Annotated in this window: 12 protein-coding genes; 5 read left to right on the top strand and 7 right to left on the bottom strand. The window is 71.6% G+C overall.

Translation table 11 applies throughout. The features are described from left to right. Nucleotides 1-3 precede the first annotated feature (3 nt). Nucleotides 4-759 (top strand): dienelactone hydrolase family protein, encoded by a 756-nt coding sequence (locus ACQEU8_RS02055; RefSeq protein ID WP_433096124.1) that lies wholly within the window; start codon nt 4-6, stop codon nt 757-759. 9 nt (nt 760-768) lie between these two features. Here ACQEU8_RS02055 and ACQEU8_RS02060 read toward each other — a convergent pair whose 3' ends face one another. The 3 genes from ACQEU8_RS02060 to ACQEU8_RS02070 form a co-directional block, all read right to left on the bottom strand. Continuing rightward, nucleotides 769-1,965: an MFS transporter gene (locus tag ACQEU8_RS02060; protein WP_433096126.1), complete on the bottom strand. Its 1,197-nt coding sequence runs from the start codon at nt 1,963-1,965 to the stop codon at nt 769-771. 1,008 nt (nt 1,966-2,973) lie between these two features. Beyond that, the gene (locus tag ACQEU8_RS02065; RefSeq protein WP_433096128.1) at nt 2,974-3,204 is read right to left on the bottom strand and encodes a hypothetical protein; all 231 of its coding nucleotides are present in this window, start codon (nt 3,202-3,204) and stop codon (nt 2,974-2,976) included. Nucleotides 3,205-3,314: 110 nt separating this feature from the next. Next, a complete protein-coding gene (locus tag ACQEU8_RS02070) occupies nt 3,315-3,953 on the bottom strand; it encodes an SGNH/GDSL hydrolase family protein (protein ID WP_433096130.1) in 639 nt (212 codons plus the stop codon). Between the two features lie 278 nt (nt 3,954-4,231). Between ACQEU8_RS02070 and ACQEU8_RS02075 the strand changes: the two genes are divergently transcribed. Continuing rightward, nucleotides 4,232-4,924, top strand: coding sequence for a TetR/AcrR family transcriptional regulator (locus ACQEU8_RS02075; RefSeq protein ID WP_433096132.1), 693 nt, complete (start codon nt 4,232-4,234; stop codon nt 4,922-4,924). 18 nt (nt 4,925-4,942) lie between these two features. Here the strand turns inward: ACQEU8_RS02075 and ACQEU8_RS02080 are convergent, their stop codons facing one another. Together ACQEU8_RS02080 and ACQEU8_RS02085 are read right to left on the bottom strand one after the other, a co-directional pair. Next, on the bottom strand, nt 4,943-7,192 hold the full coding sequence (locus ACQEU8_RS02080) for an SUKH-4 family immunity protein (protein ID WP_433096134.1): 2,250 nt from the start codon (nt 7,190-7,192) through the stop codon (nt 4,943-4,945). Nucleotides 7,193-7,255: 63 nt separating this feature from the next. Continuing rightward, nucleotides 7,256-7,675, bottom strand: coding sequence for a CBS domain-containing protein (locus ACQEU8_RS02085; RefSeq protein ID WP_433096136.1), 420 nt, complete (start codon nt 7,673-7,675; stop codon nt 7,256-7,258). 267 nt (nt 7,676-7,942) lie between these two features. Here ACQEU8_RS02085 and ACQEU8_RS02090 point away from each other — a divergent pair, with 267 nt between their 5' ends. Together ACQEU8_RS02090 and ACQEU8_RS02095 are read left to right on the top strand one after the other, a co-directional pair. Beyond that, on the top strand, nt 7,943-8,335 hold the full coding sequence (locus tag ACQEU8_RS02090) for a hypothetical protein (RefSeq protein ID WP_433096138.1): 393 nt from the start codon (nt 7,943-7,945) through the stop codon (nt 8,333-8,335). Continuing rightward, entirely contained in the window at nt 8,316-8,825 is a 510-nt protein-coding gene (locus ACQEU8_RS02095) for an archease (RefSeq protein WP_433102091.1), read from the top strand. Before ACQEU8_RS02090 ends, ACQEU8_RS02095 begins: the two co-directional genes overlap by 20 nt. A 77-nt stretch (nt 8,826-8,902) precedes the next feature. Here the strand turns inward: ACQEU8_RS02095 and ACQEU8_RS02100 are convergent, their stop codons facing one another. Next, nucleotides 8,903-10,315 carry an RtcB family protein gene (locus ACQEU8_RS02100; RefSeq protein WP_433096140.1) on the bottom strand — a complete coding sequence of 471 codons (1,413 nt, stop codon included), beginning with the start codon at nt 10,313-10,315 and terminating at the stop codon, nt 8,903-8,905. Nucleotides 10,316-11,178: 863 nt separating this feature from the next. Between ACQEU8_RS02100 and ACQEU8_RS02105 the strand changes: the two genes are divergently transcribed. After that, nucleotides 11,179-11,754 carry a transglycosylase SLT domain-containing protein gene (locus ACQEU8_RS02105; RefSeq protein ID WP_433096142.1) on the top strand — a complete coding sequence of 192 codons (576 nt, stop codon included), beginning with the start codon at nt 11,179-11,181 and terminating at the stop codon, nt 11,752-11,754. A 91-nt stretch (nt 11,755-11,845) separates the two neighbouring features. On the opposite strand, the gene ACQEU8_RS02110 is transcribed toward ACQEU8_RS02105, so the two are convergent. Next, the gene (locus ACQEU8_RS02110; protein WP_433096144.1) at nt 11,846-12,232 is read right to left on the bottom strand and encodes a lasso peptide biosynthesis B2 protein; all 387 of its coding nucleotides are present in this window, start codon (nt 12,230-12,232) and stop codon (nt 11,846-11,848) included. Nucleotides 12,233-12,244: the final 12 nt, after the last annotated feature.

Here is a 12,244-nt window from a genome sequence, read left to right on the forward strand (position 1 = left end):
CTCATGCATCTCCGGACCGTCGACATCCCCACCCCGGACGGCACGGCCGACGCCTACGCCGCCTGCCCGGAGAAAGACGGGACCTACCCCGGTGTGCTCCTCTACATGGACATCATCGGACTGCGGCCGGTGATCAGGGCGATGGTGACCGAGCTGGCCTCGCACGGCTATTACGTGCTGGCCCCCAACGTCTTCTACCGGCACGGCCGCGCCCCCGTGGTCGAGGTGCCCGACCTGAGCAGGACCGAGGACCGGGAGGCGTTCCTGGGCCAGGTCTTCCCCATGCTCGAATCCCAGACGGCCGAGAAGACCGTCCGGGATGCCGGCGCCTACCTGGACTTTCTCGCCGGGCAGCCGCAGGTGCGGGACGGGAAGGCGGGTGTGACCGGCTACTGCATGGGCGGCATGCTCGCGCTGCGTACGGCCGCGGCGTACCCGGACCGGGTCGGCGCCGTGGGCAGCTTCCACGCGGGCCACCTCGTCACCGAGGCGCCGGACAGCCCGCACCGCGTCGTCGCACGGATCACGGCCCCGCTGTACCTCGCGCACGCCGAGAACGACGCCTCCATGACGCGCGAAGACGTGACCACGCTGAACAAGGCGCTGGACGAGGGCGGTGTCGACTACACGTCCGAGGTCTATCCGGGTACGGTCCACGGCTTCACGATGGCCGACACCGCCGCGTTCAACCCGGCGGCGCTGGAACGGCACTGGGACCGGCTGCTGTCGCTGTTCTCCGAAACGCTCCAGGCCGGCTGACGCGACGGATCAGGCGTGGCGCGGGCGGGAATCGGTCGGGGCCGACGGCCGGGGCGCGAACGAGGGCGCGTACACCAGGGTGATCAGCACCAACGCCATCGGCACCAGCATGGCGCCGCGGTAGGTCCAGGCGTCGCCGAGCGCGCCCACCAGCGGTGATCCGACGAGGAAACCGACGTAGTTGAAGATGTTGAGCCGGGCGACGGCGGCGTCCGAGGCGCCCGGGAAGAGCCGGCCCGCCGCCGCGAAGGTCTGCGGTACCAGAACGCAGAGGCCGAGCCCGAGCAGGGTGAAGCCGAGCATGCCGGTCCACGCCCCGGGGGCTGCCGCAACCGTGGCGAACCCGAGGGCCGCCAGCAGGGTTCCCGCCCGGACGACCGCCACGGCGCCGAACCGTCGTACCCCCAGATCCCCCAGCGAGCGGCCGATCAGCGTGGTCGCCATATAGACGTTGTACGGAACGGTGGCCAGCTGCTCCGAACTGCCCAGTACGTCCTGGAGATACTTCGCGCTCCAGTTGGAGACGGTGGAGTCCCCGATGTACGCGAACGTCATCACCAGGCACAGCGGCAGCAGCAACCGGAACCCCACCGCCGCCTCCCCGGCCTTCGCCGCCCCCTCCCCCACGTCTGCCGGGCCCGGGGCCGCCGCGTCCACATACCATCTGCTGCCCACCAGCACGGCGGGCAGCAGCACCCCGGCCACCGGCAGATACGACACGAAGAGCGGCAGATGCCCGTGTGCTCCCACCCAGGCCAGCGTCGCCCCGAGGATCCCGCCCAGGCTGTACGCGGCGTGGAAGCCCAGCATGATGCTGCGCCCGTACGTGTGCTGCAGGCTCACCCCGAGCATGTTCATCGACGCGTCCAGCGCACCGACGGCGAGCCCGAAGGCGCCGAGCGCGACCGCGAGTTGCACCACCCCGTCGCCCGCACCGACGCCCAGCAGCGACAACAGCACCACCGGTTGCGACCACCGGAGTACCAGGCTCGGCCGTACGCGCTTCACGAGGTACTCCGCCGCCACGCTCCCGGCCCCCGCGAGCACCGGTACCGCCGCGAGAAAAACGGGCAGCAAGGCATCCGATATCCGGTACCGGTCCTGTACGGCCGGGATGCGGGTCACCAGCAGCGCGAAGGCGACGCCCTGAGCGAAGAAGCTGAAGGCGAGCGCGGCCCTGCCATGGCGCCTCCGTGCGTCCGTCATGGCCGGACAGCGTATGTCCCTCCACTACCCACCGGTAGACAGATCACTGCGCCAATTCACCGGGCGGCCGGGGTCGTTCCGAACGCTCGGCCCGCCACAGGGACTCGGGGTGGACAGCACCTCAGGGGGCAGCGGCAATGAGACGCCGTACATACCTCCCGGTCGGTCTGTCCTACGACAACTCGCGGCCCGCATGGCGTCATTGACCGCGCCGGAAGGGCCGCGCACCGGCGGACATGCGCGGCAGGACGCCCGTGAGTACGGCGCGCGCTGTGCGTGCTGCGCTGTCCGCGCGTCTTGTGATGAGCGCGCTCGGCCTGCGGACGGCCGATGGGAGTCGGGCTGCCGCCCGTAGCCCCGGCTGGGCTGCAGGGACTCGCAGAAGGGTGGGCTCGGAGCGACACGGGGACAACCTGGCGTCGACCTACCTCCCGGGGGGAACTTCACATCCGCCCGGCTCGGCCGTCCAGTCCGGCCGACGCGGAGCTGGGAAGACGAGCAGGCGGCAGGTGCGTGCTTCCGGGCGCGGCGACCTCGGCCACGTCCGAGGCCGAGGGGCCCGGCTCGGAACCGCCGGTCCGCATAGGCGGATCCGCGCCGGGCGGCGGTCAAGTCGCGGTGCGCGACGACCAGCCGGGGCCGCAGCCCTGCCATCCCCTCAGCCCTCCCGTCCTCGCCGTCCGCATCCCCGACCAGGCCGGGCGCGACGTCGGGCCCACGTCAGGCGCCTACGTCGGGCCACGCCACCACCCTTCGGCAGGCGTGGTTGATTCGTCTCGCTCAACGCCGTCCGCATCCCCGACCACGTCCGGCCACGCCAGGCGCCACGTCCGGCCACGTCCGGCCATATCAGCCTGCGGCAGCCGGAGTTGGTTCGTCTCACTCAACGCCGTCGGCATCCCCGACCACGTCGGCCCGCGTCCGGCCACGTCAGCCTCCGGCAGGCGGAGTTGGCTCGTCTCACTCAACGCCATCGGTGCCCCGCGCCAGGGACCGGCCACCTGGACGTCACTCCCGGTGGTCCGCGTCAGGCGGGAACGCGGGGCGGCGCTCGGCTGCGGCGTGCCACCAGGCGGGTGGGGAGGGAGTGGTGATCAGGGAGGTCGGCTGGTCGGGGTGGAGGCCCAGTCGACGCAGGGCGCCCGGGTGGACGCGCACGTCCACCCAGCCGTGCCAATGGCCGTCAGGGCCGATTCCGCAGATGAGGCTCCAGCTGATCTCGTCCTGGCCGAAGGGCATCCAGTCGATGCCCCGGTCGCGCAGTCAAGCGCGCACGGCCGCCAACGGGCGGGGGCAGCCCCGCACGTTCTCGTAGCCTGCGACGGAGATCCAGTCAGTGCGCGACGTCGTCATGACGTCCATCGTGCCATGGGCAGCGGGTCGGGGAGTTCGGTCAAGGTGGCGATTCCCGCTGCCAGTTCGCGGCCCCACACGCGGTATCCGGCCGGCGAGGGGTGGAAGCGGTCCGCCGCGAACCACTCGCCGGGGAGGGGTGGGGGACCGTCGGTCGGCAGGTGGAAGACCTGGGGGTGGCGGGAGGGCAAGCTTCTCAACTGGCGTTCCAGCAGGCGGATGTAGACGTTCCCGGGGATCTTCACGCGGCGTGGCAGTCCTTCGACGCGGTCCAGGCTCGGCAGGCCGACGAACGCGAGCGGGATGTCCCCGCCCAGCCGCAACCGGATGTCGCGGACCAGGCGGTCGGCGTCCTGCCGGAAGGCGCGGGGCCGGCGCATCCGCAGCGCGTCGTTCGAGCCCGCCGCCACCAGAACGATGTCGGGGCGCCAACGGCTGGTCGGATCGGTCAGTCCCGACAGGAGGCTGCGGCGTACCGAGGTGAGGGTGGCGCCGGGTTTGGCGGCGACCCGCCAGGAGACGGGACGCCCTGTCATACCGGAGAGGGCTTGGGCGAGTTGGCCCGAGAGTGCCTCGTGGTGGCTGGTCGTACCGACGCCGGCGGCGAGGGAGTCGCCGATGACGGCGAGCCGCAACGGCGGTCCGTCTTGTGCGGGGGCCGACGCTGTTCCGTGGGTGTCGCCGGCTGCGGCCGGTAGCCGGAGGGTGCGGGGGCCGCGTCGTTTCGGCGGCCGTTTCGAACGGCCGGACCGGCGTGCGGGTTCGGGTGTGGCGGAGTCGGGATCTCCGGTCGCGGAGTGGGATTTCTCTGCTGACTGCGCACTCACTACTGGCCTCCCTGGGACGGTCCACCGCACCGCCATAACAGCGTTATCGGCAGCACTACGCACGATAACAGCGTTATGCTGGGCCGGTGTCAAGCGGAAAGCCCGTACCGACGGGAAACAAGCCGGTGCCGACGGAGAGGCGCGACAAGAAGGAGGCGACCGCTCTGCGGCGGCTCCTCCTGGACGAGGCAGCGCGTGTCCTGGCCGAACAGGGCCCGGCCGCGCTCAGTGCACGGCGCCTGGTCAAGGCGGTGGGTGCCTCCACGATGGCTGTCTACACCCACTTCGGTTCGATGCCCGGCCTCGTACGCGAGGTGATCCGCGAAGGATTCCAGCGGTTCTACGCACATGCCGAAGCCGTCGAACCGGGACCCGACCCGGTCAGCTGGCTCGCCGGCCTGTGCCGCGGCTACCAGGAGTTCGCACGCGCCGAACCGGATGTGTACGCCGTCATGTTCGGCGCCTCGACACTGGCGCGCTTCGAACTCGACGAGGAGGACCGGCGGATGGGCTCCTATCTGCTGCGGCTGCCGCGTGACGCCATCCAGCGCTGCGCCGAGGAGCACCGCTTCCGCCGGAACGTGGATCCGGACCTGCTGGCGCGGCAGCTCTTCAGCCAGATGCACGGCCTGGCCCAGCTCACCCGCGCCGGGTACATCATCGGCGAACACTCCCCCGACCAAGTGCTCTTCGGCATGCTGCGGGACTTCGCCGTGGCAGCGGGCGACGCGGCCGAGAGCGCCACCCGCTCGGTCACCGAGGGGCTTCGCCCCCGGTGACCCACGCGGGGCAGCGGCTCACCCCGACTTCCCGGGACTCCAGATACCCGAGGCCAGATCGTCGAAGTGGCCCGCCCAGACCCGTTCCGGGTCCGCGAACGGCAGTGGATCGTACGTACGAAGGTCCAGTACGAGATCGTCGGCGACCCAGTACTGGGCGTCCCGGTGCGCGTCCTTCGCATGGACGCGCCAACGGCGCAGGCCGCGGTGGAGTGCGTACAGCAGATATGTGTACGACTCCAGATCGCGATGTGCCGGCAGCATTCCCTCGTGCCACTCGTTGACCTCGTGCACGATGCCCGTACGGCCGTCGAGAAGCAGATCGCCGTACCCCAGGAAGTCCAGGTGGAAGAGGTCTTCGAGCGGGCCCGGCAGGCCCTCGGCCGTGCGCAGTTCCGCTGCCGTCTCCTCCCAGGACGGATCCTCGGCGATCGGGATGTGGCAGCGCAGCGGTGTGCCCTCCCAGTAGTGCGGGTCCATGCCGCCGGCCGGTATCCCCACCTCGGTCAGGAAGCGCCGGGTCGGCCCGTGCGTCATCCGGGGGTGGAGCAGATGGGGAGGGAGTCTCAGCAGTCCGTCCTCGCCGAAGACTTCCTCCAGCATTGTGCGCGTCAGCCGCACCCGGGGATGACAGGGCGTCCGGGGTGGTACGTCGCCGGGGCCGGTCAGCCCGGCGAGCCGCACATGGGTGTGCAGATGTTCCGTCACATAGTCAGCCGGTCCGAGCCGTTCGGACACCGGCCAGCCCGCCATGACGGCGACGGCGTCACGGTGGTGCGCGGCGCCACCACCTGGAAGTGCCGGCAGAGCTCCGGCCGCCGCTTCCGCGAGGCAGGCGGGTCGCAGTGCGTACGCCGGGATGCCCGGCTCCGCGGTGGGCAGGGCTGCGGCAGCCGTGTCCACCGCTGCGGAAGCCGCCTCGGGGTCGTCCGGATGCCGCCCGCAGTGCAACAGCCGCCACACGGACCCGGTCATCGGCCCCTGGGCGAGGGAGAGTGTGGCCGCAGCGCCACGGGCCGGTGCGCCGAGCCCGTCGAGCCACGCCGCGCACACCCGCTGAGCCACGGCGGCGGACGGGGCACCGGCCGCGGAGCCCCGCGCCCGGGCGGCAATGGCGGCCAGTCCCACGTTCGGGTACGTCTCGGCGGGGGCGAAGGGCGAAGTGCCGGGCAGGGCAGCGGCTTCCGTCTCGTACCAAGCGGTGAAGGACGCGCGGTCGGTGAGGCGCGGATCGTCCAGGTCCAGGACCGCGTGTCGGGTCGGTGCCAGGAGGTCGGGGTCACGGGTCTCCACCAGCACCCGTATCTCGGGCAGCTGCGCGAGCGGGCGGATCAACTCCTCGACCAGCCGCGCGGGTTCGGGGCAGGCGTCCAGTTCGGCGACCGTGACCGTGAGGGGCTCGCCGCGCCCGGCCGCCGTGGCGAGCAGCGCCCGGCAGTCGGCACCCTCGGCGCCCTCGGTGTCCTCGGTGCCCTCGGGTTCGGGCCCGGCGCCGGTGCGGCCGTTCCCGGCGAACTGGGCGCGCAGGACACGGGCGCACTCGGTCACGTCACGACCGGCGGCCGAGACGGCAGCCGCACGCGCCGACCCCCCGATGGCGGAAGACCACTCCTTGGAGGTGGAGTCCGTGAACCACGACAGCAGATACGTCTTCCCCGCCCCCGAAGCGCCCGTCAGCGCGCAGACGGAAGGCCCGCACACATCCCCGCTCCAGCGCAGCAGAGCCTCCGCCGCGGGCACCCGCCCTGCCGTGAGGGGCAGTACACCGTCGTGCGCGTCCACTGCCGCGAGGCGGGGAAGCCAGGAGCAGGCGTCCGCGTCCGCATAGTCGGGCACCAGCGGCACCGCGCCCGTGCGCTCCAGGAGCTCCACGGCCAGCGGCACATGCTCCGTACGCACACGAGCGGCATGCTGGGCGGTCGCGGCGGCGTGCTCGCGCCAGCGTTCGCGCACCTGGGCCACCTGAGGGCCGTCCCGGTGCCTGGCGGTGCCGAACGGCCCGCCGAGTTCCTCGGTCAGCTCCTCCAGATCCTCATGGAAGGCGTTCTCCGCCTCGGTCATGACCCGGACGAAGGTCTCCAGGACCCGGACCTGGGCGGCGAGATGGCGCGCCGCCATCTCGTCCCCTGTACGGGAAGCGGCCTCCCGTGCGGTGCGCGCGAGGGCCGCGTACCGCTCCAGTGGTAGGTCCGGCCACTCCAGGCCGACAGCGCGGAAGGTGGCGTACAGCCGGCCGGGAAGCCTCTGCGGCACCATGAGGGAGTCCATGGCGCCGCACTCTAAGGGCCGTCCTCAGCAGCCCCGCAGACGGCCCGGCCTACCGGTGCGCTGTCAGCGGTTCGGCTGGGCGGAGCTCACATCGGCGAGCGCGGAGTTGGGATCGCGCTCGAGGGCGATGTCACCGATGGAGACCGTGCCCACGAGTTCGTCACCGTCCACGATGGGCAGGCGGCGGACCGCGTTCTCGCGCATCAGCCGCACGGCCTCGTCGATCTCCGCGTCCGGCGAGCAGGTGACCACGTCGCTGCTGCACACGTCCTGCGCCCTGGTGGAGTGTGCGTCACGGTCGTCGGCCATCGCGCGGACGACGAGGTCCCGGTCGGTGACCACACCACGAAGGTGGTCCTGCTCGCTGACCAGCACCTCGCCGAAGTCCTCGTCCCGCATCAGACGGGCTATCTCGCTGATCTCGGTCTGCGGAGTGACGGTGATCGGATCGGCCGTCATGATCTCGCTGATTCGCTGGGCCATGATCTTCTCCTGACTGCTTGCGCTACGGTGCGCGGCGGCGTGCTGCCGCCACAAGGCCGTCTTCGCCCCCCGTGCGTTGCCAGCGGGGCGGGGTCCTACACCTGATCGCGCCTCTCGAATGCTCCCCCACCGGCTACGGACCGGCGTCGGTCCGGCTCCGGACCGGCTACGGAGTGCGGAGCCGGCGCACAGAGCTCAGCCTGGAGAGAGAAGCCCGCACGAAGAGGCGCACAGGCGCATGGCAGAGGACGGGACGGGACCGAGGCGATGGCACGGCTGCTGATCAAGGGGGACGACCTGATCGTCCGGCCGTCCTGGTGGGAGAAGCTCGCCACCGGGCACCGGCAGATCCGGGTGCCGCTGTCCGCGGTGGCCCGAGTCGACGCGGAGGGCTCCTGGTGGCGGCCGTTGCGGGGCGAGCCGAAGCGCACCAGTTACCTTCCCGGCATGTCGCACCTCGGCGTGTGGCGGCACGCGGACGGGCAGGACTTCGTCGCGGTGCATCCCTGGAAACCGGTCGTGGTCGTCGAGACGTACGGCCGGGCCCCGTTCGCCCGTATCGCGGTATCGGTACGGGACGCGCAGGCAGCCAAGAACCTTCTGCCGGACACGGCCGCTGAGAGGACGGACGACGATGCCCATGGCCGACGAGACGGGTGAGGACACGCGGTCCCCGCAGCGGGAGGAGCGCGGTCATCGCACGGTGCCGCACACCGCCGATGTACGCATCGAGGCATGGGGCGGCAGCCGGGAACAGTGCCTGGCGGAGGCGGTACTCGGCATGGTCGAGTGCTTCGCGGACCTGACCGGCCTCTCCGAGGCCGAGGCGCACTCGGTGCGGCACCTGCGCGTGACGGGTAACAGTGACGCGGATCTGCTGGCCACGCTGCTGGACGAGATCGTCTTCCGGGTGGAGGTGCACGGCGAGGTGCCGGTGGCCGTCGAGACGGAAACTGTCGAGACGGCGCCTACTGACCGTGCCTCGGCCGCGGCCGCATCCGGTGGGAACGAGGTGGAGGTTCGGCTGGCGGTGAGGGACCTGGCGTCCGTGCCGATCACCGGTGCGCCGCCGAAAGCCGTCTCGTGGAACGAACTTCAGCTGGAGCCCGGTCCGTCCGGGTGGTCGTGTGCGGTGACGGTCGACGTCTGAGGGGGCGTCGGCGGGCGCCGTCGGCGATGAGCAGGGTTACCGACCGTTGCGGACCTGATGGCCTTGCGGGCCAGCCCTCACCCCTTGACCACGCCGAGCGGAACCAGGCGGGCCACCTTGCGGCACAGCCCGGCGCCCTCGCTCGCCTCCACCACCGCGGCGACGTCCTTGTAGGCCTCCGGCGTCTCCTCGGCCAGGCTGCGGGGGGACAGCGGGCGGACCGCGATGCCGTCCGCCTCCAACCGTGCCCGCAGTTCTTTGCCGCCGATGGTCCGTGCGGCCTGGTGCCGGCTGAGGGAGCGGCCCGCGCCGTGGCAGGTCGAGTGGAAGGCGTCGCCCTCGGTGACGCCGGTGAGGACGTAGGAGGAGGTGCCCATCGTGCCGGGGATGAGCACCGGCTGGCCGACGCCGCGCAGATCCTCGGGAAGCTCCGGGTGACCGGGCGGAAAGGCCCGGGTGGCGCCCTTGCGGTGCACGCAGAGCCGCCGCTCCTCACCGTCCACGGCATGCTTCTCGATCTTGGCGAGGTTGTGCGACACGTCGTAGACGAGGCTGAGACCGGCGCCCGCCGTACGGCGGAAGACCCGGCGCGCCGCCTGGGCCAGCAACTGCCGGTTGGCGCGACCGTAGTTCGCCGCGGCGGCCATCGCTCCCAAGTAGTCGCGGCCCTCCGGTGAGTCGACCGGAACGCAGGCCAGTTGCCGGTCCGGAACCTGGATGCCGTACCGGGCCATGACGTTGTCCATCGCCCGCACATGGTCGGTGCAGATCTGGTGACCGAGCCCGCGCGAACCACAGTGGATCATCACGCACACCTGGTCCGGGGCCAGTCCGAACGCGGCGGCGACCTGCTCGTCGTAGACCTCGGCGACCTGCTGGACCTCCAGGAAGTGATTGCCCGAACCGAGGCTGCCGACCTGCACCAGTCCGCGCTCGTGGGCCCGCTCGCTGACCTGGCCGATGTCCGCGTCGGCCACAGCGCCGCCGTCCTCGCAGCGCCACAGGTCCCGCTCGTCGCCGTGGCCCTGCTCCACGGCGTACCGGGAGCCGCCCTCCAGCACGGATTCCAGTTCCGCCCGGCCGTCGGGCTTCCAGACTCCGCCAGGCCCCGCGCCCCGGGGGATCGCATGGCCCAGCCCGTCCATGACCGCTTGCAGCGCGGGTTCGAGGGTCTGCCGGTCGCAGTCGGCGGCCAGCAGCCGCACTCCGCAGGAGATGTCGAAGCCCACGCCGCCGGGTGAGATCACCCCACCGTCGGCGACGTCGGTGGCGGCCACTCCGCCGATGGGGAAGCCATAGCCCCAGTGGATGTCCGGCATGGCGTAGGAGGCGCCGACGATGCCGGGGAGTGTCGCCACGTTGACGACCTGCTCCAGCGACTTCTCGGCGTCCCGCACCAGCTCCGGGGACGCGAACACCACCCCGGGAGCCCGCATGCCGTCCCGCGGCTCCAGCCGGAAGCGGTAGGGGCGCTCCTGCACATACTCCATCGCGGCCTCCAGACCGGCCTGTCGATCCCCCCGGGCCCGCGTCGGCGCGACCTCGACAGCCCCACGGAGTTACCACCCCGGGCAGGAACATGCCCCGGCGGAACGCGCGCCCGCACGCGAGCCGGTTTCCACGTACGGCTCCCCGGCTACCCGAAAAGGAACAGGAGATATCGATGCTGTTCCCCAGGCCCGCGGCCGGGACAGTGGATTTCCGGGCCGGGGCCGTTCACGTTATGTGTCCGCTCAGTGATTGCTTGCGAGACCACCATGTCCGCCCCATTCGAAACGCTCCAGCCGACCGGCAAGGAACCCGAGCCGCCCACTCCGGGACCTGGCCCGGGATCGCCGGGACCAGGGCCGGGACCCGTGCCGGGACCGGCACCTCCTTCCGGGCCTGACCCGGTGCCGCCCGCACCGCCGCGGCCCGAGCCCGATCCCCCGCCGCCGAACCCGCAGCCCCCCACGCCAGGGCCCGAACCCGGACCGGCCCCCGACCCGATCCCGCCCCCGGTGCCCACTCGCGACGAGAGGCCTGCAGGCCGCGAAAATCCGTAACCCTGTGCAGGGAGTCGGTGCGGATACGTATCCGGCAAGCAGCGCGCGGAGGCGCCGGCTGTGAGGGCGCCCATAGGGTCCAGATCACATACGAGGCGGCTTCGTATGTCCGAATTGCCCTGCCCCTGAGCGGGGGCGGGGAGTCGCCGGGCCCGTCGGGGATTTGCGACGATTCTGGATCGTACGTCACATATTTGCGGGGCCGGGGAGCCGGTTTCCAGGGTGGGTGCCAGGTCGCGACGAGACCGGGGCACAGCCCCCGGGGGCGCGTGGCCGGAACGTCCCCCCACGAAAGGCTCTCCGCTCGCATGCGTAACGCCCTGCGTACCCTCAAGCCCACCCGCCGCCTGACCACCACCGCCCTGACCGTCCTCGGCACCGCCGGTATCGCCGCCACCACGCTGGCCGGCACCGCCCACGCCGAGGCCCCGGCCAAGCCGACGGCCAAGCCCGCCGCCATCGAGAGCGCCGCCTCCACCGCGCAGCACGTCAGCGCGCAGGCCGCGCACGCTCAGAAGGCTCAGGCCGCCAAGGCCGAGGACGAGGCCGGTGGCCAGAAGTACGCGGACAATCTGGACGGCTGGATCCGTGAGGCCCGCGCGATCATGGCCAAGCACGACATCCCCGGCTCGTATGAGGGCATCAAGCGGAACATCATCCGTGAGTCGGCCGGTGACCCCAACGCGGTCAACGACTGGGACATCAACGCCAAGAAGGGCACGCCCTCCAAGGGCCTGCTCCAGGTGATCCAGCCCACCTTCGACGCCTACCACGTCGAGGGCACCCCGGATGAGCTGACCGACCCGGTGGCCAACATCGTCGCGGCCTGCAACTACGCCGCCGACCGCTACGGCACCATGGACAACGTCGACTCCGCCTACTGACCGGCAGCGACACCACACACGCGCACCACACCCCCGCGCATGCGAACAGGAGCGGGTGGGAGGCACACACCCTCCCACCCGCTCCTTCGCGTTACTTCTCCAGTCCGACCGTGAAGAAGGTGCGGAAATAGTCCGGTGGATGGTGCTCGCCGACCGGCAAGTCCTCCGCCTCCACCCAGGCGTGCGCAGCGAAGGGCGGCAGTCGGCGTGCCCCTACGCACCAGACCGGCCAGCGACCCTGTACCCGGCACAGCAGCGCGGTGGCCAGCGAGCGGGGCAGACAGCCTTCCGGACCGGCGCAGGCGCGGCTGACGGCGTTCACCGCGTTCCGCGCGGCCAGGGTCTCGGCGTACCGGGCGGGCCGGGCGCCGCGCCGTACGACGTCGAGGACGGTGCGGATACGGCGAGGGGGCATACGGGCCAGCAGCAGAGCGCAGCGGACCGCGAGGCGGGCGAGGGCGCGGTGCCGCCAGGGCACTGACGGAGAGTC

It is taken from the genome of Streptomyces sp. CA-250714, from assembly GCF_050936705.1.
GTDB lineage: Bacteria > Actinomycetota > Actinomycetes > Streptomycetales > Streptomycetaceae > Streptomyces.

Bases quoted from the DNA above. Each gene is read 5' to 3' on its own strand.
- ACQEU8_RS02095 (WP_433102091.1), top strand. From the start codon at position 8,316: ATGGCCGACGAGACGGGTGAGGACACGCGGTCCCCGCAGCGGGAGGAG.
- ACQEU8_RS02085 (WP_433096136.1), bottom strand. From the start codon at position 7,675: ATGGCCCAGCGAATCAGCGAGATCATGACGGCCGATCCGATCACCGTC.
- ACQEU8_RS02080 (WP_433096134.1), bottom strand. From the start codon at position 7,192: ATGGACTCCCTCATGGTGCCGCAGAGGCTTCCCGGCCGGCTGTACGCC.
- ACQEU8_RS02090 (WP_433096138.1), top strand. From the start codon at position 7,943: ATGGCACGGCTGCTGATCAAGGGGGACGACCTGATCGTCCGGCCGTCC.
- ACQEU8_RS02105 (WP_433096142.1), top strand. From the start codon at position 11,179: ATGCGTAACGCCCTGCGTACCCTCAAGCCCACCCGCCGCCTGACCACC.
- ACQEU8_RS02055 (WP_433096124.1), top strand. From the start codon at position 4: ATGCATCTCCGGACCGTCGACATCCCCACCCCGGACGGCACGGCCGAC.
- ACQEU8_RS02100 (WP_433096140.1), bottom strand. From the start codon at position 10,315: ATGGAGTATGTGCAGGAGCGCCCCTACCGCTTCCGGCTGGAGCCGCGG.
- ACQEU8_RS02065 (WP_433096128.1), bottom strand. From the start codon at position 3,204: ATGCCCTTCGGCCAGGACGAGATCAGCTGGAGCCTCATCTGCGGAATC.
- ACQEU8_RS02060 (WP_433096126.1), bottom strand. From the start codon at position 1,965: ATGACGGACGCACGGAGGCGCCATGGCAGGGCCGCGCTCGCCTTCAGC.